The sequence below is a fragment of the Pseudomonas cedrina subsp. cedrina genome, assembly GCF_001983175.1.
GTDB classification, from domain to species: Bacteria; Pseudomonadota; Gammaproteobacteria; order Pseudomonadales; family Pseudomonadaceae; genus Aquipseudomonas; species Aquipseudomonas cedrina.
The window spans coordinates 85,216-110,483 of the sequence record NZ_MNPW01000009.1 but is presented as its reverse complement, the minus strand read 5'-3'; the positions used below and the strand labels follow the sequence as shown (position 1 = coordinate 110,483).

The 25,268-nt window shown below is 61.6% G+C and carries 20 protein-coding genes; 6 read left to right on the top strand and 14 right to left on the bottom strand.

All coding sequences use genetic code 11. The annotated features are described in order from the left end of the window. Positions 1 to 52: 52 nt before the first annotated feature. The 10 genes from BLL36_RS19555 to BLL36_RS19505 all read right to left on the bottom strand — a co-directional run bounded on the left by BLL36_RS19555 (position 53) and on the right by BLL36_RS19505 (position 13,259). Complete coding sequence (locus BLL36_RS19555; RefSeq protein ID WP_076952974.1) at positions 53 to 1,477, bottom strand: flagellin N-terminal helical domain-containing protein; 1,425 nt, start codon at positions 1,475 to 1,477, stop codon at positions 53 to 55. Positions 1,478 to 1,742: 265 nt separating this feature from the next. Then, positions 1,743 to 2,672 carry a ketoacyl-ACP synthase III gene (locus BLL36_RS19550; RefSeq protein ID WP_076952973.1) on the bottom strand — a complete coding sequence of 310 codons (930 nt, stop codon included), beginning with the start codon at positions 2,670 to 2,672 and terminating at the stop codon, positions 1,743 to 1,745. Positions 2,673 to 2,948: 276 nt separating this feature from the next. Further along, entirely contained in the window at positions 2,949 to 4,571 is a 1,623-nt protein-coding gene (locus tag BLL36_RS19545) for a flagellar hook-associated protein 3 (protein ID WP_076952972.1), read from the bottom strand. A 14-nt stretch (positions 4,572 to 4,585) separates the two neighbouring features. Beyond that, positions 4,586 to 6,637, bottom strand: a complete 2,052-nt coding sequence (flgK, locus tag BLL36_RS19540) for a flagellar hook-associated protein FlgK (protein ID WP_076952971.1) — start codon at positions 6,635 to 6,637, stop codon at positions 4,586 to 4,588. Between the two features lie 10 nt (positions 6,638 to 6,647). Further along, on the bottom strand, positions 6,648 to 7,919 hold the full coding sequence (gene flgJ, locus BLL36_RS19535; protein WP_076953110.1) for a flagellar assembly peptidoglycan hydrolase FlgJ: 1,272 nt from the start codon (positions 7,917 to 7,919) through the stop codon (positions 6,648 to 6,650). A gap of 10 nt (positions 7,920 to 7,929) precedes the next feature. Continuing rightward, a complete protein-coding gene (locus tag BLL36_RS19530) occupies positions 7,930 to 9,018 on the bottom strand; it encodes a flagellar basal body P-ring protein FlgI (RefSeq protein ID WP_076953109.1) in 1,089 nt (362 codons plus the stop codon). A gap of 27 nt (positions 9,019 to 9,045) precedes the next feature. Then, complete coding sequence (gene flgH, locus BLL36_RS19525) at positions 9,046 to 9,741, bottom strand: flagellar basal body L-ring protein FlgH (protein WP_076952970.1); 696 nt, start codon at positions 9,739 to 9,741, stop codon at positions 9,046 to 9,048. Positions 9,742 to 9,793: 52 nt separating this feature from the next. Further along, positions 9,794 to 10,579, bottom strand: a complete 786-nt coding sequence (gene flgG, locus BLL36_RS19520) for a flagellar basal-body rod protein FlgG (protein ID WP_076952969.1) — start codon at positions 10,577 to 10,579, stop codon at positions 9,794 to 9,796. Between the two features lie 66 nt (positions 10,580 to 10,645). Then, entirely contained in the window at positions 10,646 to 11,386 is a 741-nt protein-coding gene (locus BLL36_RS19515) for a flagellar basal body rod protein FlgF (RefSeq protein WP_076952968.1), read from the bottom strand. Positions 11,387 to 11,693: 307 nt separating this feature from the next. Continuing rightward, positions 11,694 to 13,259: a sigma-54-dependent transcriptional regulator gene (locus tag BLL36_RS19505; protein WP_076952966.1), complete on the bottom strand. Its 1,566-nt coding sequence runs from the start codon at positions 13,257 to 13,259 to the stop codon at positions 11,694 to 11,696. A gap of 257 nt (positions 13,260 to 13,516) precedes the next feature. On the opposite strand from BLL36_RS19505, the gene phhA reads away from it, so the two are divergent. From phhA to BLL36_RS19490, 3 genes are all read left to right on the top strand, one after another. Further along, entirely contained in the window at positions 13,517 to 14,308 is a 792-nt protein-coding gene (gene phhA / locus BLL36_RS19500; RefSeq protein WP_076952965.1) for a phenylalanine 4-monooxygenase, read from the top strand. Between the two features lie 99 nt (positions 14,309 to 14,407). Beyond that, positions 14,408 to 14,764 (top strand): 4a-hydroxytetrahydrobiopterin dehydratase, encoded by a 357-nt coding sequence (locus BLL36_RS19495; protein ID WP_076952964.1) that lies wholly within the window; start codon positions 14,408 to 14,410, stop codon positions 14,762 to 14,764. After that, positions 14,764 to 15,960 carry an amino acid aminotransferase gene (locus BLL36_RS19490; protein ID WP_076952963.1) on the top strand — a complete coding sequence of 399 codons (1,197 nt, stop codon included), beginning with the start codon at positions 14,764 to 14,766 and terminating at the stop codon, positions 15,958 to 15,960. Before BLL36_RS19495 ends, BLL36_RS19490 begins: the two co-directional genes overlap by 1 nt. 111 nt (positions 15,961 to 16,071) lie before the next feature. Here the strand turns inward: BLL36_RS19490 and BLL36_RS19485 are convergent, their stop codons facing one another. Further along, positions 16,072 to 16,881, bottom strand: coding sequence for a UDP-2,3-diacylglucosamine diphosphatase (locus tag BLL36_RS19485; RefSeq protein ID WP_076952962.1), 810 nt, complete (start codon positions 16,879 to 16,881; stop codon positions 16,072 to 16,074). A 137-nt stretch (positions 16,882 to 17,018) separates the two neighbouring features. Between BLL36_RS19485 and BLL36_RS19480 the strand changes: the two genes are divergently transcribed. Beyond that, a complete protein-coding gene (locus tag BLL36_RS19480) occupies positions 17,019 to 17,768 on the top strand; it encodes an AraC family transcriptional regulator (RefSeq protein ID WP_076952961.1) in 750 nt (249 codons plus the stop codon). Between the two features lie 953 nt (positions 17,769 to 18,721). Beyond that, the gene (locus BLL36_RS19470; RefSeq protein WP_076952960.1) at positions 18,722 to 19,606 is read left to right on the top strand and encodes a DMT family transporter; all 885 of its coding nucleotides are present in this window, start codon (positions 18,722 to 18,724) and stop codon (positions 19,604 to 19,606) included. A 10-nt stretch (positions 19,607 to 19,616) separates the two neighbouring features. Here the strand turns inward: BLL36_RS19470 and BLL36_RS19465 are convergent, their stop codons facing one another. Beyond that, on the bottom strand, positions 19,617 to 19,904 hold the full coding sequence (locus tag BLL36_RS19465) for a SelT/SelW/SelH family protein (protein WP_076952959.1): 288 nt from the start codon (positions 19,902 to 19,904) through the stop codon (positions 19,617 to 19,619). Positions 19,905 to 19,988: 84 nt separating this feature from the next. Between BLL36_RS19465 and BLL36_RS19460 the strand changes: the two genes are divergently transcribed. Further along, positions 19,989 to 22,181 (top strand): patatin-like phospholipase family protein, encoded by a 2,193-nt coding sequence (locus tag BLL36_RS19460; RefSeq protein ID WP_076952958.1) that lies wholly within the window; start codon positions 19,989 to 19,991, stop codon positions 22,179 to 22,181. A gap of 166 nt (positions 22,182 to 22,347) precedes the next feature. Here BLL36_RS19460 and BLL36_RS19455 read toward each other — a convergent pair whose 3' ends face one another. Together BLL36_RS19455 and recQ are read right to left on the bottom strand one after the other, a co-directional pair. After that, positions 22,348 to 22,782 carry a MarR family transcriptional regulator gene (locus tag BLL36_RS19455; protein WP_076952957.1) on the bottom strand — a complete coding sequence of 145 codons (435 nt, stop codon included), beginning with the start codon at positions 22,780 to 22,782 and terminating at the stop codon, positions 22,348 to 22,350. Between the two features lie 121 nt (positions 22,783 to 22,903). After that, positions 22,904 to 25,030: a DNA helicase RecQ gene (recQ, locus tag BLL36_RS19450; protein WP_076952956.1), complete on the bottom strand. Its 2,127-nt coding sequence runs from the start codon at positions 25,028 to 25,030 to the stop codon at positions 22,904 to 22,906. Positions 25,031 to 25,268: the final 238 nt, after the last annotated feature.

Genomic DNA, 25,268 nt, shown 5'->3' with positions numbered 1-25,268 from the left:
AAAACGGAAGGGCACGTAGACGCGCCCTTCCGTTAGTTACCAAGCGCTGGTGTTACTGAAGCAGCTTCAGTACAGCGGATGGCAGCTGGTTAGCCTGCGACAGGATCGCGGTGGAAGCCGATTGCAGGGTTTGTTGCTTGGTCAGCTCGGCGGTTTCGGAAGCGAAGTCGACGTCCTGAACGGTGGAGCGTGCAGCGGTGGAGTTCTTCTGAATGTTCTGCAGGTTGTCTGCAGTGGTAGTCAGACGGTTCTGGGTAGCACCCAGGCCCGAACGAACACCGTCGATGGTGCCGATGGCTTTGTCGATGACAGCCAGGGCGTTTTGGGCCTTGGTGGCGTCGGTCACGTCGGTTTGAGCAACGGTGGTCTTGGTCGCAGCAGCTTCGGTAGCAGCACCGGCAGCGAACAGACCTGCAACACCAGCGCCAGCCAGGGAGTAGCCTTTGGCGGAGTCCAGCGACACTTGACCGGTAACGATCAGGTTGTCGGCCAGTGCAACAGCAGCACCGTAAGCACCAGCACCGTCTTTGGCAGCAACAGTCACCGAACCTGGAGCAGTCGAACCGCTGACCACGATGTTTTCACCGGTGTCGGACTTGATTTCCAGAGTCTTTTTGCTTTCGTCGTAGCTGACGCTGATGCCCAGTTTAGCGGCGTTGGATTTCAGTTGGTCGGCCAGGCCGGCTTGGCTGGTAACGCCCTTGAAGTCAACGGTGGCGCTGCCGACTTTGAGGGTGAACGAGGCAGGGGCAGTGGTGGCTGCCGCTTGGTCTACAGAGAACTTGGCTTCGGTGCTGGCAGTTGCAGTCAGGCCACCGATGATGCCGTTCAGGTTGCTGGCGATGGTTTTAGCCGAGTCGCCGGCAACAGCAGTGTAGGTACCGGACTGGCCGTTACCAGTGACGGTGATATCACCGGCAACAGTACCGGTACCTGGAGCGATGGCAACGCTTTTCAGCTGCTGGGAGCCGATGTTGTTGGCCGAAACGTTTTCCAGGCTCAGGTTGATGGTTTCGTTAGCGTTTGCGCCAACCTGGATGGCTTTGGTACCGTACGAACCGTCCAGCAACTTCTGGCCACCGAAGGTGGTAGTAGTCGAGATACGGGTCAGTTCCGAAGTCAGAGCCTGGTATTCGTCGTTGTTCGACTTACGGTCGTCAGGGCTGAGGGAACCAGTTGCCGAGGACAGAGCCAGGGTACGCATTTTTTGCAGGATGTCGGTCGAAGCCTGCATCGCGCCTTCAGCGGTCTGAGCGATCGAGATACCGTCGTTCACGTTCTTGACTGCTTGGCCCAGGCCGTTGATTTGGCTGGTCAGGCGGTTAGCGATCTGCAGGCCGGCAGCGTCGTCTTTAGCGCTGTTGATACGCAGGCCGGAAGACAGGCGCTGCATGGAAGTGGCCAGGGCGCCGCCGGCTTTGTTCAGGTTGCCCTGAGTAGTGATCGAAGCAATGTTGGTGTTTACTGTTAAAGCCATGACGAAATCCTCGTTGGATGGATACTGCGGCTTCCGGCCCTGGCAACCGCCGGGTGTGGCCTGAGAACCTACGTAATAGTTATCGTCGTGGTAGCCGGTTGCTTGAGTCTTTTTTTGAAATTTTTTACTAGCACCGTGCCACCCCTTGCATTTCAATGGGTTACAGCGGCCCAAAACCCCGGATTCATTGGCTTTTCTGGCGCCAATAAAAAAACGCCGATGATCTGGCGATCATCGGCGTTTTGTTATTTGAGCGTTTAACCCGTCACGGACGGTAAAGAATCGCCGAACCCCACGACAGGCCCACGCCAAAACCGCTGATAGCCACGCGCTTCCAGGTGGCGTCCATCACGTGCTTTTCCAGCAGCAATGGAATGCTCGACGACACGGTGTTGCCGGTCTCGACCATGTCCTTGATGAACTTGTCCACCGGCGCATCTTCGAAACGCCGCGCCACGGCGTCGACAATGGCCGCACTGCCCTGGTGGATGCAGAACGCATCGATCTCATCGGCCTTGAGATTCGACTCATTGAGCAGCTCGTGCAGATGCGCGGGCACCTTGAGCAAGGCAAAGTTGAACACTTGGCGACCGTTCATGAAGAACACGCCGTTGCTGACCTTGAGGTGCGGCGCGCCGGAACCGTCGGTGCCGAACTTGGCTTTGCCCAGCAACCACGGTGCGTCTTCGCCCATCCAGGTGGCGGTGGCGGCATCACCAAACAACATGGTGGTGTTGCGATCTTCCGGGTCGACGATCTTCGAGTACGGGTCGGCGGTGACCAGCAGGCCGTTTTTCAGGCCGGCGGCTTCCATGAAGCCCTTCATCGCGTAGATGCCGTAGACGTAGCCGGAGCAGCCCAGGGAAATATCAAACGCCGCGACATGCGTCGGCAGGCCCAGCTTGTCCTGGACGATGGCAGCGGTATGGGGCAAGCCCTCTTCATCACCGTTCTGGGTGACGACGATCAGCGCGTCAATCGACTCGCGCTTCAAATCCGGGTTGTTGGCAAACAAAGCGTTGACCGCCTCGACACACAGATCGGAGGTTTCCTGCGCGGCTTCCTTGCGCGGCAGGAACGCCGAACCGATCTTGCCAATGATGAATTCTTCATCCTTGGCGAACTTCGCACCCTGGGCGTAGTTATCGATACCGTCTGCCGGCACGTAACTGGCGATGCTTTTTATGCCAATCATTGTGGCTTCCCAATACTAAATAGCTGGAGAACACCCCTGGGCCTGCGCCCGGAGTGCTGACAATAAAGGGGATAACCCCATAAAAATCTCGCTGAAAGCCGTCCCGCAAGGATCCTGTGACGACTTATCCTTTTCACACGATACAGTGAAGATGCGCTTTATGACCCGCAGGTCACCTAATTGTGTGTGCTTTATGCAAAACCTTCAAACAATTAAACCCCGCAAACGACAACGGCCCGCCCTGTTTCCAGAGCGGGCCGCTTGACGTAACCCCGCTTACATCTTGTTGAACAGGCTCAACTGCGAGATTTTCACGAAGGCCAGCTGCGAGGCTTCCAGCATGGTCTGCTGCAGGGTCAGGTTGATCGCCGCTTCGCCCATGTCGATGTTCGCCAGGGCACTCATCGTCGTCTTGTTGGCCAGGCCCACGCTTTGGTTCTCGGAGGCCTGCACATCTAGCGCGTTCTGCCGAGCACCGACGGAGCCGCGCACGTTGTCGACCTGGTCCGCCGAACTGGTCAGGTTACTGACCGCGGCGTTCAAGGCGTCCTGCAGCTTCACCCGGGCACCGGGAATGCCATCGGCCGGCAGCTCCAGGGCTTTGCGCAACTGGCTCAGGGTGTCGAGGGCGCTCTGGGTTTTCTGGGTGCTGGCGCCGACCGAAAACTGATCGCCGACCGCAGGCGCGGCACTCAGGCCAAAGGTCACGCCGGCCGCCGTGATGGAATTGGGCGTGGTCGTCGTGTCGATGACGCCCGAGTCAATCGCCTTGCTGTTGGCGCTGTACGGCTGCGTAAACACCTGGAACGCCGACGGGTCGGTGTCGCTGAACTTGATCAGCACGCCGCTGTTGGCGGGAAAGGTGCTGGCATATTTGGCCGGGCTGCTGATGGTGGCGTTGGTCAACTGGGTCGCCGAGGTGTTGCTCGCGGTTCGCGACACGTTGAACACGTCCGGCTTGGCCGCCAGGCTGAACTCGCGGCCGGCAACCATCGCATCGGCAACCGGGCCGGTAGAAATGTCGGTGAGGTCGACGGCAATATCGAACTTGACCCCGCGCAGGTTGATGCTGGCGCTGCCTTCCTTGGTGGCATCAAAGGTTCCGTTGCCTGGGAGCTGCGACGTGATGTCGTTGTTGTCTTTGTCGCGCACCACGTATTGGGTGCTGCTGGTGAAGGTCAGCTTGTAGGGCTGGCCGTCGGCGAACGACTTGGTGTAGTCGATACCCGAGGTCACCAAACCGGCCGAAATGGAGACTTTTTTGTCATCCACCGCAGACGGCGTGGTCGCAGGTGGCACCGGTGCCGGCGTGGTGTACTGGGTCTGGGTGCGACTGTTGTTGGCCGCCCCTTCCAGAATGCTCTTGCCGGTGTCGCCAGTGCGCACGCTCAGGGTTTCGGACACCTGCAGGCTCAGCTCGTTTTCGTCACCCTGATAGTTGTAGGTGCCGTCAATGTTGCGCGCGTACGGCGGGGTATCGGTCTTGGAGCCGGAAAACAGATAGTTGCCCGACGCATCCTTGCTGTTGAGCAAGCCCAGCAGTTGGTCTTCAAGGGCGCCCACCTCCACCGAGATGGATTTGCGGTCGGCATCGCTGGTCACACCACCGGCCTTCAGCGCCAATTGGCTGGCCGCCTGGATCGTCTGGGTGATCGCCTGCAGCACGCCTTCTTCGTTGGTCAGCGAGCTCTGAAGGTTGGTGATATTGCCGCTGAACTGCGCCAGCATATCTTTCTGCTGCTGCAGCATGAGCAAACGCTGCGCGGCCACCGGGTCATCCCCAGCGGTTTGCACGCGCACGCCGGAGCTCGCCTGCTCCTGCGCCTTGACCACACCGGAATAGTTGTTCTGGTACTTGGCGGCACTGGTGTCGAAATACTGCTGTGTAGAAATGCGCATCGTCCCAGACTCCCTTAAAGACTATTGATCAGCGTGCTGAAGGTTTCTTGCGCAGCCTTGATGATCTGCGACGACGCTGTGTAGTACTGCTGGAACTTGATCATGTCGCCCGCCTCTTCGTCCAGGTTGACCTGGGACACGGAGTTGCGCGCATTTTTGTTGGCCGCCAGCAACGCGTTGGTGGCAGTGGTGTCCGTGGTGGCCGCAGCGGCCTTGGCGCCCACCGTGGACACCAACTTGCTGTTGGCCCCCACCAGGCTGGTGCCGCCGGTGCCATCGGTCGCCACGCCCACGGTCGCCTTGGTTTGCAGGTTGAGCAGTTGCTGGGCGTTACGGTTGTCGGACTCGCCCGTGGCATTGAACGAAAACGTGGTGCTGTCACCCGGCGCCGGCGAACCCGCCACCGAGGTATCGAAGCCGAAGCTCTTGGCCGGCACCACCAGGGCACCGCTGGCATCACGCATCGGCACGTTGATGGTGATCTTGTTCGCCTGCCCCGGGATGATGGTGCCGGAACCGATGGGATCGCCCTTGGCATCATTGAGCGTATAGGCCTGGGTGCCGTCGGCCGCGGGCTTGGCGAAGACCATCTTCACCGGCATCGAGCTTTCGATACCGACGCGCAGTTGCGCGGTATCGGCGCCGCCCTGGATATCCAGGGGCAGGGTCAGGGTCGGCGGGGTAAAGCTGCCGGTGCCCTGGTTGGTTTTGCTCGCCTCCCCTTTCAACGGAGCGGCAAACGCAACCTTGTTCGGGTCGGTGAGGACGGTACCGATGTCCTTGGCGCCGCTGGCGGTCGGGCTGACCTTGAAGCTGTCGCCGGCCTGCATCGGGCCGTTCTTGAGTTCCAGGGTAAAGCCGTCGATCACCGCGGGCGGCGTGGCGCTGATATCAAAGTTGCCCATGGCCTTGCCATCGGAGCGCAGCACGGTGACCTTGTTGAGGTCGGCCGGGTCGTTGAAGCTGACCTTGTAGTCGAAGTTGGTGAGTTTACTGGTGTCCTTGATCGTCACACCCAGGCTACCGGCACCCTGGTTACCCTGGGCGCCCACGCTGCGCAGGGCGACGGACGCCGCGTTGTTGATGTCCTTGAACATCGACGCACCGAACTCGCCGTTCAGGTCGAGACCCTGGCCCAACTGGCTGTTGATCGTGTCGGCAGTGACAATCGCAATGCGGCCCAGGTCATTGATGGCCGGCACCAAGACGTCGCTGCGGTAGCGCAACAAGCCGCCGATGCTGCCCCCGCTGATTACGTTGCCCAGGTCCATGGTCGTACCGCCGCCTTCGGCATTGAGCTGGATCGTGTACTGGCTGGCGTCGCTCTTGCTCGGCACGGCGGACAGGGCGTTGGACCGATCGCCCAGCACCAAGGATTGCCCACTGCCGGTGCTGACACTGAACACGCCGTTCTTTTCGCCGACGGTGACACCGACCAGTTCATTGAGCGAGCGCACGGCTTCGGCGCGCGCATCCAGCAGGTTGGCCGGCGTGGTGTTCGAAGAACCCTGCACCTGATTGATCTGCTTATTGAGCGAAGCAATCGACGTCGTCAGCTGGTTGACCTGATCGGTCAGGGAGGTCAGTTGGCTGTTGATGGTTTCTTTCTGCTGGCTCAACTGACTGGAGATCGAGTTGAACCGGTTGCTCAAGGTCTGGGCGCTGGTCAGCAGGATCTGGCGGGTCGACGTATTGTTCGGGCTGGCCGAGGCGGACTGGACCGCGGCGAAGAAATCGCTGAGCACCGCCGACATACCAGTGGTCTTGTCCGAGAGCGTTTTATCCACGGCGCTCACCTGGTCCAGGTACGCCCTGGCGTCAGCGTTGAGCGAGGTGCTGTTCTGGTAGGCCGTGTCCAGGTATTCGTTGTACACCCGGCGCACGTCGGCCAGGGTGGTGCCGCTGCCGATGAATACGCCGCCGAACGGGTTCGACGCGTTCGCGCTCTGGGTGGTCTGCTGACGCGAATAGCCGGCCGTGTTGGCGTTGGCGATGTTGTTACTCAAGACCGTCAACGATCCTTGAGCGGCGTTAAGCCCCGACATCCCGATATTGAGCAAACTCATGGTTCAGACCTTATAAATGAGTGGTTGCGCCAGCGGCAGCGTAATTCTGGTAACTGTCCATCGTTTTGGCGATCTGCGAAATCTTGCTGGCGTAGGCCGGGTCGGTGGCGTACCCGGCTTTCTGCAACTCGCGTACAAACTGTTCCGGGTTGTCGGCCGATTTCACAACTTCTTTATAGCGATCATTGCTTTGCAGCAAGGTCACCAGGTCATGGAAGCTGTCCTGGTAGGAGTTGTAGGAACGGAACTGCGCCGTTTCCTTGACCATTGCCCCATCACGGAACTCGCTGGTGATCGCGCGGGCCTGGCCGCCCTGCCAACTCTGGCCGGCCTTGATGCCGAACAGGTTGTGGCTGCTGCTGCCGTCTTCGGCGCGCATCACCGATTTGCCCCAACCGGTTTCCAGGGCCGCCTGGGCCACCAGGTACTTCGGATCGACACCAATGCGCGCGGCGGCCGCCTTGGCCATCGGCAACATGGTGGCGACGAATTCATCCTGCGAACTGAAGGCTTTCTTCGCCGGCGCCAACGGTGGCTGGGCCACGGCGCGGCTGTAAATCTGCATACGGTCGCTGGGCACGGCAAAGCTGCGCGCAGCACTGTTGACCACATTGTCTTGCAAGGCGCTGTTACGCAGCGGCGCGGCCTTGGCTTCGGTGGCGACCTGGGTGGTCGGCACGATGCCGGCGAGCAGGCGATCGGTCAGCTTGCTCGGCAAGGCGATACGGCGCTGGTTCATCAGTTCCATGTCGTTGCCGTGGGATGCCGCGGCGCCAGCCTGGGGTTCAGCCACGCGGTACGCCCACAGCGGACGCTGGCCATTGGAGCGCCCCAACGGACCTTCAGCCTGGGTGCCTGCGGCAATTTCGGTCGGCACATCGGCCTTCTTCGCAGCCGTTGCCGCTGCCGGGCCCTGCAGGGTGGCGGCCTGGGCCTCCACCGGTTTGTTCTTTTGCATCTGGCGCATCAGCACGTCGGCCAGGCCGATACCCCCGCCTTCGCGGGACATCGAGACCGCCAGTTGCTGGTCGTACATTTCCTGGTACTGCTTGGCCGCCGGGGTGTTCAGCGGGTTGTCCTTGCCCAGGGCGTCGGTAGCCGAACGCATCGATTTGAGCATTTCGTTCAAGAACAGCGACTCGAACTCCTGCGCCACCTTGCGCATGTTGCCTTCGCTGTTCTTGTCGTCGCCGACCTTGAGCTGGTTAAGCCGGTTCAAGTCGGAGTAGGACCCCGAGTCCGCCGTGCTGCTGATACCGCTCTTGCGCATGTCCATGGCCATGGCCATGGCCTCAGATCACGATCAGGTCGGCTTGCAAGGCGCCGGCCTGTTTCAAAGCTTCAAGGATCGCCATCAAGTCGCCGGGCGCTGCGCCCACCTGGTTCACCGCGCGGACAATCTCATCCAGAGTGGTGCCGGGGCCGAACTTGAACATCGGCTTGGCTTCTTGCTCGGCATTGACGCGCGAACGTGGCACTACCGCCGTCTGGCCGTTGGACAACGGCCCGGGCTGGCTGACGATCGGGTCTTCGGTGATGGTCACGGTCAGGCTGCCGTGGGTCACCGCCGCCGGCGAGACCTTGACGTTCTGGCCGATCACGATGGTACCGGTGCGCGAGTTGATGATGACTTTGGCCACCGCCTGGCCCGGGTCGACCTCGAGGTTTTCCAGGATCGACAAGTAGTCGACGCGCTGGCTTGGGTCCAGCGGCGCCGTCACACGGATCGAGCCGCCGTCGATGGCCTGGGCCACGCCAGGGCCGAGCATGTCGTTGATCTTGTCGACCACGCGCTTGGCGGTGGTGAAGTCGGAGCGGTTGAGGTTCAAGGTCAGGCTGTTGCCCTGGTTGAAACCGCTGGGCACGGTGCGTTCAACCGTGGCGCCGCCGGGAATACGACCCGCCGACGGCACGTTGACGGTGATCTTCGAACCGTCGCGACCTTCGGCATCAAAGCCGCCCACCACCAGGTTGCCCTGGGCGATGGCGTAGACGTTGCCGTCGATACCCTTGAGGGGCGTCATCAGCAAGGTGCCGCCACGCAGGCTTTTGGAGTTACCGATGGACGACACGGTGATGTCCACCACCTGGCCCGGCTTGGAAAACGCCGGCAAGTCAGCACTGATCGACACCGCCGCGACGTTTTTGAGCTGCACGTTGCCCGAACCCGCCGGCACCTTGATGCCGAACTGCGAGAGCATGTTGTTGAAGGTCTGCAGGGTGAACGGGGTCTGGGTGGTCTGGTCACCCGTACCGCTGAGCCCCACCACCAGGCCGTAGCCGATCAACTGGTTGGAGCGCACGCCGGAGATACTGGCGATGTCTTTCAGGCGCTCGGCCTGGGCGACGGCGCTCAGGCTCAGCAACAATGCGGCCGCCATCAGCTGTTTGAGTTTCAAAGTGGCCACCTAGAAAGGAAACAGCGGGCTGAGGAAGAAACGGTCGAACCAGCCAGGCTGGCTCGCATCGGCGAAAGCACCGGTACCGGAATAGGTGATGCGCGCATCGGCAATCCGCGTGGACGGCACGGTGTTGTCGGTGGAAATGTCATCGGCGCGGACCATCCCCGCGATACGCACCAGCTCATCGCCAGTGTTGAGGGTCATCCACTTCTCGCCGCGCACGGCGATGATGCCGTTGGGCAATACATCGGCGACGGTCACGGTGATCGAACCGGTCAGGCTGTTGCCCTGCCCCGCCGCGCTCTTGCCGTTGGTGGCGCGGTCGCCGCTGTAGCCGGCGCTCAGGCTCAGGTCGCCATCGCCCAGCGGGTTGTTGACATTAGGCACGGCGCCGAACAACGACGTCAGGCCAATGCCGGCCTTGCTGGTCTTGCCCACCTGGGAGTTGGCGTTCTTGCTGGCCTGGGTGCGCTCGTTCAGGGTGATGGTGATGATGTCACCGACCCGGAACGCCTTGCGGTCGCTGTACAGGTTCTGTTCGAAACCGGCCTGGTAGATCGAGCCATTGTTGGCCGCCGCCGGCAATGGCGTGCGTGGCAACACCGGCGCGTAGTACGGGTCATTGGGTTTCGGCGGCGGGGCGACACAGCCCGCGAGCACGGCGATCCCACTCAATGCCAGAACAGAAACAAAGCGATTCATGACCCTAACCTCACGGTGTTGCCGGCGCCCCCGGGGGCGCCCATAGACTTGATTACAGATTCTGCGTGACGAACGAAAGCATCTGGTCGGCGGTGGAGATCACCTTGGAGTTCATCTCGTAGGCGCGCTGGGTGGTGATCATGTTGACCATCTCCTCAACCGTGCTCACGTTGGAGGTTTCCAGGGTGCTTTGCAGCGTGGTGCCGAAACCGTTCAGGCCAGGGGTGCCGATTTGCGGCGCGCCGCTGGAAGCGGTTTCCAGGAACAGGTTGTTGCCCATCGCCTGCAGGCCGGCCGGGTTGATGAAGTCGGCGGTTTGCAGGTTGCCGATCACTTGCGAGGCCGGGTTGCCGGCGACAGTGATGGACACGGTGCCGTCGTTGCCGACGGTGAAGGTCTTGGCATCGGCGGGCACGATCACGGCCGGCTCCAGGGCAAACCCGTTGGCGGTGACGATCTGGCCGTTGGAGTCCAGGTGGAAAGTACCGTCACGGGTGTAGGAAGTAGTGCCATCCGGTTGCAGGATCTGGAAGAAGCCACGGCCGTTGATCGCCATGTCCAGCGGCTGGCCGGTCTGTTGCAGGTTACCGGCGCTGAAGTTCTTCTGGGTGCCGACGATCGCCACACCGGTACCCAATTGCAGGCCCGACGGCAGCTCGCTGTCCTGGGTCGACTGGGCGCCAGGCTGTTTCTTGATCTGATAGAGCAAGTCCTGGAACTCGGCACGGTCACGTTTGAAACCCGTGGTCGACACGTTGGCCAAGTTGTTGGAAATGGTGGTCAGGTTGGTGTCCTGGGCGGACAGGCCTGTTTTGGCAACCCATAGAGCCGGAAGCATGCTGTTCTCCTCTGCGCGCCTGTTTGTTGGCGCCGCGTTACACAATTAGAATTCGGGGGTCGCCTGTCAGCTCATCTGCATGACGCGGGTCATGGCCTGGTCATCTTCTTTGGCGCTGTTCATCATCTTGATGTGCAGCTCGAACTGCTTGGCAAGCGCCAGCACTGCTGTCATCTCTTCAACGGCATTGACGTTGCTGGCCTGCAGGAAGCCCGAGGTCAGCTTGACGCCTGCATCGGCCTGGGCCGGCTGGCCATCCTTGGTGTGAATGCTGCCGTCCAGGCCTTTGGTCATGTTCTTCAGGTCCGGCTGGACCAGCTTGATGCGGTCCACTTCAGCCATCACCCGCGGGCCTTCACCCATGGCGCGGATGCTGATGGTGCCGTCGGCGCCCACTTCGATCTTCTGCTGGGGCGGCACGGCAATCGGGCCACCGTTGCCCATGATCGGCATGCCGTTGCCGGCGCGCAGTACGCCCAGCGCGTCAACGTTCATGCTGGCGCTGCGCACGTAGGCTTCGCCGCCATCCGGGGTCTGCACGGCCATCCAGCCGTCGCCGCTGACGGCCACGTCGAGGTCGCGGCCGGTTTCGATCATCGCGCCCGGCGTGAAGTCGGTGGCCGGACGCTCGGTAAGGGCAAACGCCCGCGCCGGAAAGCTGTCACCGAACACCGGCATCGAACGCGCCTGTTCCAGGTCACGTTGGAAACCATTGGTGGAGATGTTCGCCAGGTTGTTGGCATGGGCCTTCTGCGCCAGCGCATTCTGGCTGGCGCCGGTCATTGCCACATAAAGGTACTTGTCCACGCTTCTTCCTCTTTCTGACGGACGCTTGCCGCCCACCGCTGTACTGATGAGGCTTAAGCAATTTGCGAACCAACTTTGAAGAAGACGGTGAAGTGCAGGCGGGACGGGGGTTTGCGGGCGGGTATGGAGATTCAAGGGTTGGGCGAGAGTCGAAAAAACGGCGGACTACTGCCGCCGACGGCAAGCATCGGCCTTGAAACCGACAAGGATCAACTGTGGGAGCTGGCTTGCCTGCGATTGCGGAGTGTCATGTTGCTCATTTGTGACTGAACGGCCGCTATCGCAGGCAAGCCAGCTCCCACAATTTTCAAACGCGTTCGGCTTTGAGAATTTCGTAATCACGCAGCTTGTTGGCGATGGTCGTGTGAGAAACCCCCAACCGCTTGCCCAACTGCCGACTGCTGGGATGCTGCGCATACAAACTTTCCAACACCGCCTTCTCGAAACGGCCGACGATCGCTTCAAGCCCTCCCTCCAGCGAAAAATCGCCAAGCGGCTGACGCACCCCGTAATCCGGCAGCCGAATATGCTCAGCCTTGACCGTGCCGCCCTCGCACAGTGACACCGCTTGAAACAGCACATTTTCCAACTGCCGCACATTACCGGGCCAGTGGTAGTGGCTCAAGCGATCCATCGCGGCGGGCGCCAGCTTGGGTAATGGGCAACCGATCTGTCGGCTGGCCTGGTCGAGAAAGTGCTCAACCAACGGCGCCAAGCCATCCAGGCATTCGCGCAAAGGCGGGATGTGCAAGGACAGCACATTGAGCCGATGGTAGAGATCCTGGCGGAATTCACCCCGCGCACAGAGTTCGGACAAGTCCACCTGGGTCGCACAGATCACCCGCACATCCAGGTACACCTCTTCATCACTGCCGACCCGCCGAAAGCAGCCGTCCTGCAAAAAGCGCAGCAACTTCACCTGCAAGCGCGCGCTCATCTCCCCGACACCGTCAAGAAACAAGGTACCGCCCGCCGTCAGCTCCAGCAGCCCCAGCTTGCCTTCGGCGCGTGCGCCTTCAAAGGCGCCCGGGCCGTAGCCGAACAGTTCGGTCTCGGCCATCGACTCGGGCAGGCCGGCGCAGTTAAGCGCCATCAACGGCGATTGCCCACGCGGGCTGGCCAGGTGGCAGGCGCGGGCCAACAGCTCTTTGCCCGTGCCGGTTTCGCCTTCTATTAATAGAGGCGCATCCAGCGGCGCCATGCGTCGGGCTTCACGGACCACGGCGGCCATGACCTTGGAACTTTGGAAGATGCTGTCAAAGCCGCGCAGTTCCTGCTTGCGCACATTGTAGATGCGCTCCCCCACGCGATCAGCACGGTGCAGGGTCAGCACGGCACCGGCCATGGCCTCGCTGTCATCGTGTTCGGAAGACTGCAGCGGCGCGATGTCCGCCAGGAACACATCACCCTTGACCTTGACCCGCAGGCCATTGATTCGCGATTTGCTCGCTCGCACCAGCTCCGGCAAGTCAAAATCCTCGGCATAGCGCGACAACGGAATGCCCGGCACTTCATCCACCCGCACCCCGAGCAACTGCGCCGCGGCGCGGTTGGCGGCGACGATGGAGCCGCCCATATCGATCGACAACACGGGAAACTCCAGGGCGCCGAGCAACGCGTTGAGCTCCATGTGCCGGCGCTCGCTGGGCATCAGCCCTACCCTTTTCACGCCAAATACGCCGGCAATCGCCTCGAACTGCGGGCGCAGCGCCTGGAACTGCATGTTCACAAGGTTGGGGCAGTACAGGTAAATGGCGTTGCCATGCTCACCGCCGACCTCGCCCTTGGCAACGTTGACGCCGTACTCCACCAGCAGGTTGAGAATGTCCCGCAGGATGCCGATGCGGTTCTGGCAGTGCACTTTGATACGCATGAAGAAGCTCGAAAGGTGGGTAGGCGCCGCGTCTTTTTGTCGCTGGGCGCAGATAGTCGTCAAGATTATGTGACAGTCCAGGGGGATTTCCCAGCCCAACACCACGGCCATCCACCAAAACGTAACGAATACTTTACGAAAAACGGTAATTCTTCCTACATGGCGGCTGTTCAGGCGGATGGAATCTTGCCGCGCACGGGTTATCAATAAGCCCATAGCAGGACATAACAAGAACGAATGCCTAGCAGGAGAGCCGTATGAAGCAGACGCAATACGTGGCCCGCGAACCCGACGCGCAAGGCTTTATCCACTACTCGCCGGAAGAACACGCGGTGTGGAACACCCTGATCACTCGCCAGTTGAAAGTGATCGAGGGCCGTGCCTGCCAGGAATACCTGGACGGCATCGATAAGCTCGGCCTGCCACATGATCGCATTCCGCAACTCGGCGAAATCAATAAGGTGTTGGCCGAGACCACCGGCTGGCAAGTGGCCCGCGTACCGGCACTGATTCCCTTCCAGACCTTTTTCGAGTTGCTCGCCAGCAAGCAGTTTCCCGTGGCGACCTTTATTCGTACCCGTGAAGAACTGGATTACTTGCAAGAGCCGGACATTTTTCACGAGATCTTCGGCCACTGCCCTCTGCTGACCAACCCCTGGTTCGCCGAATTCACCCACACCTACGGCAAGCTCGGCCTGGCGGCCACCAAGGAGCAACGTGTCTACCTGGCGCGCCTGTACTGGATGACCATCGAGTTCGGCCTGGTGGACACGCCCGAAGGCCGGCGCATCTACGGCGGCGGCATTCTGTCGTCGCCCAGGGAGACGGTGTACAGCCTGTCCTCCGAGCCCGAGCACCAGGCGTTCGACCCGCTGGAAGCGATGCGCACGCCGTATCGCATCGACATCCTGCAACCGCTGTACTTCGTGCTGCCCGAACTCAAGCGCCTGTTCGATGTGGCGCAGGAAGACATCATGGGCATGGTCGAGCGCGGCATGCAGCTTGGGTTGCACGCACCGAAGTTTGCGCCCAAGCCCAGGGCTGCGTGAACCTCATATTTTGTGGCCAGGTGAGTCTTCTCCCTGGCCCCGCGTTGCTTTAGGGTGACGCGCACTGATCTTCAATCATTCGAATTCAGGACACCTCCCATGACCACCTTGAACCAAGCCCACTGCGAAGCCTGCCGCGCCGATGCCCCGCAAGTCAGCGATGAAGAGTTGCCGGTACTGCTCAAGCAGATCCCCGACTGGAACATCGAAGTGCGCGACGGCGTGATGCAGCTGGAAAAGGTTTTCCTGTTCAAGAACTTCAAGTTCGCTCTGGCCTTTACCAACGCTGTGGGTGAAATTTCCGAAGCCGAAGGCCATCACCCCGGCCTGCTTACCGAATGGGGCAAGGTCACCGTGACCTGGTGGAGCCACTCCATCAAGGGCCTGCACCGCAACGACTTCATCATGGCCGCGCGCACCGACGAAGTGGCCAAGGATGCCGAGGGCCGCAAGTAATGCACTTCGATGCCATTGGCCGCGTGCCCGGCGACCCGATCCTCGGGCTGATGGACCTGTACGCCCAGGACGCCAACCCGAACAAGTTCGATCTGGGCGTGGGCGTCTATAAGGATGACCAGGGCCTTACGCCCATCCTGCATGCGGTCAAACTCGCCGAGCAGCGCCTGGTGGACTCGCAAGCCACCAAGACCTACATCGGCGGCCACGGCAATGCCGCGTTCGGCACGCTGATCAGCGAACTGGTACTCGGCGCCGATTCCGCGCTGATTCGCGAACGCCGCGTCGGCGCCACCCAAACCCCGGGCGGTACCGGTGCGTTGCGCCTGAGCGCCGACTTCATCGCCCAGCACCTGCCCGGCCGTGGCGTATGGCTGAGCGACCCAACCTGGCCGATCCATGAAACTATCTTTGCCAAGGCCGGCCTCAAGGTCAGCCATTACCCGTATGTGGGGGCGGACAATCGCCTGGACGTGGCGGCGATGCTCGCCGCCCTGTCCAGCGTGCCGAAGGGCGATGTGGTGCTGCTGCACGCCTGCTGCCACAACCCGACCGGTTTCGACCTGTCCCAGGCTGATTGGCGCCAGGTGCTCGAGATCGTGCGCGAGCGCCAACTGCTGCCGTTGATTGACTTCGCTTACCAGGGCTTTGGCGATGGCCTGGAGCAGGACGCCTGGGCGGTGCGGCTGTTTGCCGCCGAGTTGCCGGAAGTCCTGGTCACCAGTTCCTGCTCGAAGAACTTTGGCCTGTACAGCGACCGCGTCGGCGCGCTGATCGTGTGCGCCGCGGATGCCGAGAAGCTGACGGATGTGCGCAGCCAACTGGCGAATACCGCGCGCAACCTGTGGTCGACGCCGCCGGATCATGGCGCGGCAGTGGTCGCGACCATCCTGGGCGATGCCGAGCTGAAACAACTGTGGAGCGAGGAAGTCGAAGCCATGCGCTCGCGGATTGCGCACTTGCGCTCAGGCCTGGTGGAAGCGCTGGCGCCCCATGGTTTGTCGGAGCGGTTTGCGCACATTGGGGCGCAGCGCGGAATGTTTTCCTACACCGGTTTGAGCGCCGAGCAGGTCAGGCAACTGCGCGAGAAACACAGCGTGTACATGGTCAGTTCCGGGCGGGCCAATGTGGCGGGGGTTGATGCGACGCGTCTTGCGTTGCTGGCCGAAGCCATCGCCGACGTCTGCAACATGTAGCTGACGAAACACAATAAAACTGTGGGAGCTGGCTTGCCTGCGATAGCGGTGTGTCAGCCCCACATTGCTCACTGATACACCGCTATCGCAGGCAAGCCAGCTCCCACAGGTTCAGCCCGCAACCATTTCGGCCTTGAGCAGCGCCGCTTTCGCCTGCGCATCCGCCAACCGATACAACTCGATGCTCCCGTCCCAATGCTCGATCAACGCCGTGCACGACTCCACCCAATCCCCGCAGTTGAGGTAATCCACCTCGCCCACCTTACGAATTTCCGCATGGTGAATATGCCCGCAGACCACGCCATGCAGCTCGCGCTTGGTCACTTCGTGGGCGATGGCTTCTTCGAAATCGCTGATAAAGCTCACCGCCGTCTTGACCTTGTGCTTGAGGTACGCCGACAGCGACCAGTAACCATAGCCATACCGCGCACGCCAATGGTTCAGCCAGCGGTTCAGGGTAAGGGTGAACTCGTAGGCCGAGTCGCCGAGGAACGCCAGCCAGCGGTGATAGCGGGTGATCACGTCGAACTGGTCACCGTGGATCACCAGCAAGTGGCGGCCATCGGCGGTCACGTGTATCGCTTCGTCCACCAATTGGATATTGCCCAGGATCAGTTTGGAGTAACGGCGCAGGAATTCGTCGTGGTTGCCGGTGACGTAGATTACCTCGGTGCCGCGCTTGGCCATGGTCAACAGGCGGCGGATCACGTTGGTGTGGGCCTGGGGCCAATACATGCCGCCGCGCAGTTTCCAGCCGTCGATGATGTCCCCCACCAGGTACACCTTGTCGGCATGGTAGCCCTTGAGGAACTGCGATAAGTGTTCGGCCTGGCAATCCCGGGTGCCCAGGTGCACATCGGAAATCCACAGGGTTCGAACCCGTTGCTTGCGGCTGGGCTTGACGAACTCGGCACTGGTCATGGGCATCCCTCGACGGTGTTTTCGCGAGCTTGCGCCACAGCGGTTAATAGCCCATGACAACTGTGCGTCAGTCTGATGACAGCGCTCGACAACCGCGAAGCGTTGTAGACTGGCCGCTTGCCGCCCTGGAGACCGCGATGAGCCCTGCTCTCACGCTACGCCATTACCTCGAAGCACCGATCGTGCACAGCCATGACCATGCGCAATTGGTGTTCGGCCTGTCCGGGCACCTGGACCTGGAAGTCGAGGGGCGTGGCAGCCAGGTGCGCGAAAGCAGCGTGATGGTGCTGCCCTTCAGCGCCCACCACGCCTGCGGCAGCCGTGATGGCAGCCGCTGCCTGGTGCTGGATGTGCCCACCGAGCACTGGGTATTGCAATCATTGGGCGAGCACGCCGACGCCAGTCGCCGCCTGCTCGCCCAACCCGCTCGGTTGACGCTGGACTCGCGGCAAAACCAATTGGTGCAGTGGCTGGCACAGAGCCCAGTGGAGGACCCGCTGATCGTGCAGCAAGGTGCGGTGCTGTTACTGGCCAGTCTCAATCATCCGCTGGCCCAGATGCCGGCCGGGCGGCGCCTGCCGTACGCGGCGTTCAATGCTCATATCGAGCGACACGCGGCGCACCCGCTGCAAGTAGCAGACCTGGCGCGCCTTGCCGACCTGTCGGTGGCGCGTTTGCATGCGCGCTTCATGGTCGAGTGCGGGCAGACGCCGATGGACTATATCCGCAGCCGGCGCCTGCATATGGCGCTGGAGCTTTTGCGCAAGACGCCGTTGCCTATCGGCGCGATTGCCGAACGGGTCGGCTATACCTCGCAGAGTGCGTTTGCTGCGGCGATGTTGCGTGAGTTTGGGGCCTCGCCGAGTTCTCTGCGGCGTTATGTGTAGGGCTTGTTGCCGTGGCGGCCTTGGGGCCGACCAGGCTGTTGGGGTTGAACGGGTACATATCCGTTGTTTGGGTCATGGCGGCTATTGGTTCCGCCCTTACGGCGGCTCACTTTTGAAGAGCGCAAAAGTAAGCAAAACGCTCTTGCCCCACCACTCGGCACCTCGCTTAGGCTCGGTGTGCCCTCACTCCGGCTTGAATCCGTGGGCCGCCGTCATGGGCCATCCTTGGCCCAGGACGGCTAACCCGGCGTCCTGCCGGGTTACCCACGGATTCAAGCCTGCGTTCGGCCAGCGTGGTTGACGGGGCGCCTGAGATCAAGATCAAAAGCCAGATCAAGAGCAGGTTAGATGTCACTCCACCGATCTGCTTTTCTGTGGGAGCTGGCTTGCCTGCGATGCAGACACCTCGGTACATCAGGCACACCGAGTTGATGCAATCGCAGGCAAGCCAGCTCCCACATTTTGAACCGAGACCGACAGCAAATACCGGTCGGCTCTAAGGCCGCCGCGCTCTTGCTTGATCTGCGATCGCCCCGTCAACCACGCTGGCCGGAATTCGACATTGATTTGGGGGGTAAACCGGCATGGATGCCGGTTTAGCCGCCCACGCGCCATGGATGGCGCGTGGGCGGCGGCCCCCCAAATCAATGTCGGATTACGGGCATGCCGAGCCTAGGCGAGGCACCGAGTGGTGGGGCGAGGACCTTTTGCTTACTTTTGGGTCCCTCCAAAAGTGAGTCGCTGTAAGAGCGAAACCATAAGCAGCCGTTACCTAAATAACGGATATGTACACGATCACTCCCAAAGACCGCCACGAGAACAATCCCCCTAACCAACAGCCCCATACACACGTAGGACGAGCCTGACGCTAAAAATCGCGAGCCGGACGACAGACACCGACAAGCCGCCCCACTAGACTGCGCTTCTGTCACCCGCTCGATACAAGGATCCCAATGACTCCCCGCTCAGCCCTCGGCGCCCTGCACATCGGCGCATTGATGTTCGGCCTTACCGGCGTGTTCGGCAAGCTGGCGGCCGCCTCACCGGCGATCATCGTGTTTGGTCGCGCCGTGTTTGCCGTGGCGGCCCTGGCGATATTTGCGCGGTTCGCCAGCAACACCGCCTGGAAAACCCTGGAGCTGCGCGACTGGCGCCGGCTGCTGGTCAGTGGCGTGTTGCTGGCGGCGCATTGGGTAACGTTCTTTATTGCCGTCAAAGTGGCCGGCGTGGCCGTTGCGACCCTGGGCTTCACGGCTTTCCCGGCCTTTACCGTGATCCTTGAAGGGTTGATTTTCCGCGAGCGCATCCGCGCCAATGAAGTGCTGCTGGTGGTGCTGGTCAGCATCGGCCTGGTGCTGGTCACGCCGCACTTCAATCTGGCCAGCGAAGCCACCGGCGGGTTGCTCTGGGGAATCGCCTCGGGGCTGCTGTTTTCCCTGTTGTCGCTGAACAATCGCGCCAGTTCCGGGCGTATTCCGGCGGTGCAGGCGGCGCTGTGCCAGAACGTGGTGGTCGCGGCATGCCTGTTGCCCGTGGCGGCGCCTGGGCTGGCGGAGGTGCGTGCGATCGACTGGCTGTGGATCGGTTTGCTCGGCGTGTTCTGCACTGGCCTGGCCCACAGCCTGTTCGTGGCCAGCCTTGCGGTGATCAAGGCGCGCACCGCTTCGGTGGTGTTTGCCATGGAGCCGGTCTACGGCATCACCGCAGCCTGGCTGCTGTTTGCCGAAACTCCGACGCTGCGCATGCTGCTGGGGGGCGCGCTGATTATCGTCGCGATTGTGCTGTCGGGGTTGATGGGCAGCGCCAGCCAGGCCAAACAGCCGGCTGCGGCGGCCTGATTGCCGACGGCTATTGCGTACGGTCGTTGTGCCCCAGGTCACGCTGCGGGTCGATCTGGTCGCGCACGCGCTGCTTGAGCACCTTGGCTTCGGGGAAACCGCCGTCGGCCTTGCGTTCCCAGATCTGCACGCCATCGCAGGTAATGCAAAACGCGCCACCGGTGGCCGGCGCCAGGGACACTTTGCCAAGATCATCGGCAAATGTGCTCAACAACTCCTGCGCCAGCCACGCCGCGCGCAGCAGCCACTGACATTGCGTGCAATAGGTGATGACGATCTCGGGTTTGCTCATCGACATTATTTGATTGACTCCAGGCGTAACGAGGGATGAGGGTCGGGTGGCTATAATACCGGCCTTTATCGCCCAGCCTCGAGATTCATGATGCGCCGCCTGTTGTCCTGCCTGCTTCTGTGCCTCTTTCCTCTTCTTGCCGACGCCATTGAACCGCCACGTCCGAAAATCGGCCTGGTGCTGTCGGGCGGTGCCGCCCGTGGGCTGGCGCATATCGGCGTGCTCAAGGCACTGGAGGAGCAAGGTATCCAGATCGATGCGATTGCCGGCACCAGCATGGGCGCGGTGATCGGCGGGCTGTACGCGTCGGGCTACAAGATCGACGAGCTGGAAAAGCTGGCGCTGAGCATCGACTGGCAACAGGCGCTGTCCGATGCGCCGCCGCGGGAAGACGTGCCGTTCCGGCGCAAGCAGGATGACCGGGATTTCCTGGTCAAGCAGAAACTCAGCTTTCGCGACGACGGCAGCCTGGGCCTGCCGCTGGGCGTGATCCAGGGTCAGAACCTGGCGTTGCTGCTCGAAAGCATGTTCGCCCACAGCAGCAACACCCGTAACTTCGACAAGTTGCCCATCCCCTTCAGGGCCGTGGCCACCGACATCACCACCGGTGAAAAGGTGGTGTTCCGCAAGGGCCACCTGCCACAGGTGATCCGCGCCAGCATGTCGATCCCGGCCGTGTTCGCGCCGGTGGAACTGGACGGCCGACTGCTGGTGGACGGCGGCATGACCGATAACATCCCGCTGGATGTGGCGCGGGAAATGGGCGTGGACATCGCCATCGTCGTCGACATCGGCACCCCGCTGCGCTCGCGCAAGCAACTGGCCACGGTGGTCGATGTGCTCAACCAGTCCATCACCCTGATGACCCGGCGCAACTCGGAAGAACAACTCAAGGACCTGCACCCCAGGGACGTGCTGATCCAGCCGCCGCTGGCCGCGTATGGCGTGACGGACTTCGGCCGCGCCAAGGACATGATCGACGCCGGCTACCACGCCACCCTTGCCCTCGATGCGCGCCTCGCCCACCTGCGCCCCGCCGGTCAGGTCGACCCACAATTGATGGCCGCCCGCACCCCGGGCGAACGCACGCCGGTCATCACCGCCATCGATGTGGAAAACGACTCGAAAGTCAGCGACGACGTGATCCGCTACTACATCCGCCAACCCCTGGACGAGCCGCTGAACCTGGGCCGCCTGCAGTCGGACATGGGCACGCTCTATGGCCTGGATTACTTCGAGCAGGTGCAATACCGCGTGGTCAAGAAAGGCCAGCAAAACACCCTGGTGATCAGCGCGCGCGGCAAACGCAGCGGCACCGATTACTTGCGCCTGGGCCTCAACCTGTCGGATGACATGCGCGGCGACAGCGCCTTCAACCTGGGCGCGAGTTACCGCATCAACGGCATCAACCGCCTCGGCGCCGAATGGCTGACGCGGGTGCAGATCGGCGATCGCCAAGAGCTGTACAGCGAGTTCTACCAGCCGATGGACACCGGTTCGCGTTACTTTGTCGCGCCTTACATCAGGGCCCAGGCGCAGAACGTGGAGCTGATCCTGGACAACGATCCCATCTCCGAATACCGCCTGGAACGCTACGGTTTCGGCCTGAACGTCGGCAGGCAGATCGGCAACAGCGGCGAGATCCGCTTCGGCGTCGGCGAGGCCTGGGGCAAGGCGGATGTGCGCATCGGCGACCGCGATTTGCCCAGCGTGAGCTTCAGTGAGGGCTTCTATGAGCTGAAGTATTCCTTCGACTCCCTGGACAACGTGTACTTTCCCCATACCGGCGAAGACATCGGCCTGGCCTACCGCGAATTCGAACCGGGCCTGGGCTCGGACCAACGCTACCGCCAATGGGAATTCAAGCTGGACAAGGCCATGAGTCACGGCCCGGACACCCTGGTGCTGGGCGGACGCTATGGGCGCACCCTGGACGATTCGGAAAACGTGGTGAGTTCCAGTTTCCTGCTGGGGGGCGCCCGGCAATTGTCGGGCTTCCGCCAGGATGCGATCTCGGGCCAGAACATCAGCCTGATGCGGGCGGTGTACTACCGCAGGCTCACGCCACGGTCATATTTGCCGCTGGATTTCCCGCTGTACCTGGGTGCGTCACTGGAACGTGGCCGGGCATGGAACAACGACAATGAATTCGACAGCGGCCACATCAACGCAGCGAGTATCTTCCTCGGCTTTGATACGCCGTTGGGGCCGCTGAATTTCAGCTATGGGTTCAATGATGATAATCAGAAGGCGGTGTATCTGAACCTGGGGCAGACGTTCTAGAGCCCGGTCTATGTAGATCGTTCCCACGCTCCGCGTGGGAATGCCACCTGGGACGCTCCGCGTCCCGCCCAACAACTCAATGCCTACAGGTGACGCAGAGCGTCACGGGATGCATTCCCACGCGGAGTGTGGGAACGATCATCGCAGGCAAGCCAGCTCCCACCGGTCAGGACTTTTCCAGGTTCGCCAGGATGCGCCCGTGCACGCGCATGCACACGCTCAAATCGGCTTCGTTCACGCCCTCAAACAGCTCATGCCGCAGCTCAGTGGCGATGGTTTCGATCTGTTCGATCAACGGCCGGGCGGTGTCACACAACAGGATGCGCTTGGCACGACGGTCTTCGACCACCGCCTGGCGTTGCACCAGGCCTTGGCCTTCGAGGCTGTCCAGCAGACGGGCCAGTGTCGGCCCTTCGACGCCAACGCTCTGCGCCAGCTCACGCTGAGTGGGCGCTTCTTCGAAACGCGCAAGGTGCAGCAGTACCAGCCAGCGTGCCTGGGACAGGCCCAGCCCCGCCAGACGGCGATCCAGCTCGGCACGCCAACCACGGGACATCTGCGCCAACTGCATGCCAAATCGGTGTTGATCGGTTAACGGCATAAAAAACTCTTGTTTTAGACTGAAAATAAAGTTTGGCTAATTATTAGTCAGCTAAGCATGAGCGTTGCCGCTAGGCAAGAGGTGCTATGTACTGATCTGTTACATTGTCGTAATTGGCGCACTAAATTTCGAATTCCGACTGCAAGGCGGCCCGCACGCAGTACAAGACACCTTCAGGAACACGCCCGGTAAACAGCGGTGCAATCTCCGCAACCGGTGGCAATTCGCCCTCTCCGTCAAGGAACGCGTCCTGGATCTCGCCGAGCAGATCCTCCGGCAAATCAAGGGCCTGCTCCAATGACAACTGCTGCTTGCCAATGGATTCGGCGAGCAGGGTGTAGACGTTTTTCTCCGAGCATTGCAGCTGGCCGGCGATCTGGATCGGCGTCATGCCGGCGCGTGCCAGGCTGATCAGTTCGTGGCGTATGTCGGCGACTTCCTTCGGCGCTTCGGCCTGGCCGCCGAGCACTTCGAGGAAGGCCTGCCCGTAACGCTCCAGCTTGCGCGCGCCCACGCCGCTGACCCGCGCCATCTCGGCCATGCTGGTGGGTTGCTCGCGCAACATTTCCAGCAAGGTGGAGTCCGGGAAAATAACGTAGGGCGGCACGCTGTGTTCCTGCGCCAATTTGCGGCGCAGGGTGCGCAAGGCTTCCCACTGCTCGCGCTCCTCTCCCCGGACAAGCTGGCTGGCCTGGCTGGTGCTGCTCTTGGCGGTGGTCTGCGGCTTGAGGTCGCGGCGCAGCTCCAGGGTGACCTCGCCCTTGAGCAACGGCCGGCAACTGTCATTCAGGCGCAGGCCGCCATACCCTTCGATGTCGATATCCACCAGGCCGCGCGCCACCATCTGCCGGAACAACGAGCGCCACTCGCCTTCGGCGCGGGCTTTACCGACACCGTACACCGAGAGCTTCTCGTGGCCGAAGCTGCGGACCTTCTCGTTGTCCTTGCCCAGCAGCACGTCTACCAGATGCCCCACGCCATAACGCTGGCCGGTGCGGTAAATGGCCGACAAGCCCTGACGCGCAGGCTCGGTGGCGTCCCAGGTCTGCACGCCGTCAATGCAGTTGTCGCAATGGCCGCATGGCTCGGGCATGTCTTCGTCGAAGTACGCCAGCAAGGTCTGGCGACGGCAGCGGGTCTCCTCGCACAGCGACAGCATCGCGTCGAGCTTGTGCTGCTCCAGGCGCTTATGTCGCTCGTCGCCTTCGGAGTTCTGCAGCATCTGCTTGAGCATCACCACGTCTTGCAGGCCGTAGACCATCCACGCATCGGCCGGCAGGCCGTCACGGCCGGCGCGACCGGTTTCCTGGTAGTAGGCCTCAAGGGACTTGGGCAGATCCATGTGGGCCACGAAGCGTACGTTGGATTTATCGATGCCCATGCCGAACGCGATGGTGGCCACCATGATCAGGCCTTCTTCGTTGAGAAAGCGCTTCTGGTGAGCCGAGCGCGTCTCGTTGGGCAATCCGGCGTGATAGGGCAGCGCCGGGTAGCCTTGTTCGCAGAGGAACGCGGCGACTTCATCAACCTTCTTGCGCGACAGGCAATAGACGATGCCCGCATCGCTGCGCCGCTCGGAGAGGAATGCGAGCAACTGCTTGCGCGGCTGCTCCTTGGGCACGATCCGGTAGAAAATGTTCGGCCGGTCAAAGCTCGACAGGAACCGCTCGGCGTTCTGCAGGTGCAGGCGCTCGACGATTTCTTCGCGGGTACGCTTGTCGGCGGTGGCGGTCAGGGCGATGCGCGGCACATCGGGAAACAGCTCCGCCAATTGGCCGAGCTGCAGGTATTCGCGGCGGAAATCATGCCCCCATTGCGACACGCAGTGGGCTTCGTCGATGGCGAACAGCGCGATTTCCAGGCTTTGCAGGAACGCCAGCATGCGCGGCTGCACCAGGCGCTCCGGGGCGAGGTAAAGCATCTTCACTTCACCGCGCTTGATCCGCGCCGCCAGGTCGCGCTGCTGCTCGGCGCTGAGGGTGGAGTTCAAGGCGGCGGCGGCCACGCCCAGTTCTTCCAGGGTGGCCACCTGATCGTCCATCAACGCGATGAGCGGCGACACCACCACGGCCAAGCCATTGCGCAACAGCGCCGGCACCTGGAAGCACAACGATTTGCCGCCGCCGGTAGGCATCAGGACCAGCGCGTCACCGCCACTGGCCACGCGCTCAATGATCGCACCCTGGCGGCCACGAAAACTGTCGTAGCCGAAGATGTCCTTGAGGACGCGTTGTGCCTGCTCGAGCATGTATAACTCCAAAATAGTGCCGCAATTGCTCTGTACAGGCTGGTCGAAAAAACACGGTTTCAGGAAAAATAATCCGTAAGCGAATTTTTCCCGGACTGGCGCTTGGCCTGCAAGGGCATCACAAAACGCGGCAGTATACCCGAGCGTCATCCGGCAGAGGGCGCCGCTGACGAATTGCAGCCCGTCTCTAAAACCTGGCAAATCTGCATGGCGGCTGGCCTGGGCGCTCAAGAAGGCC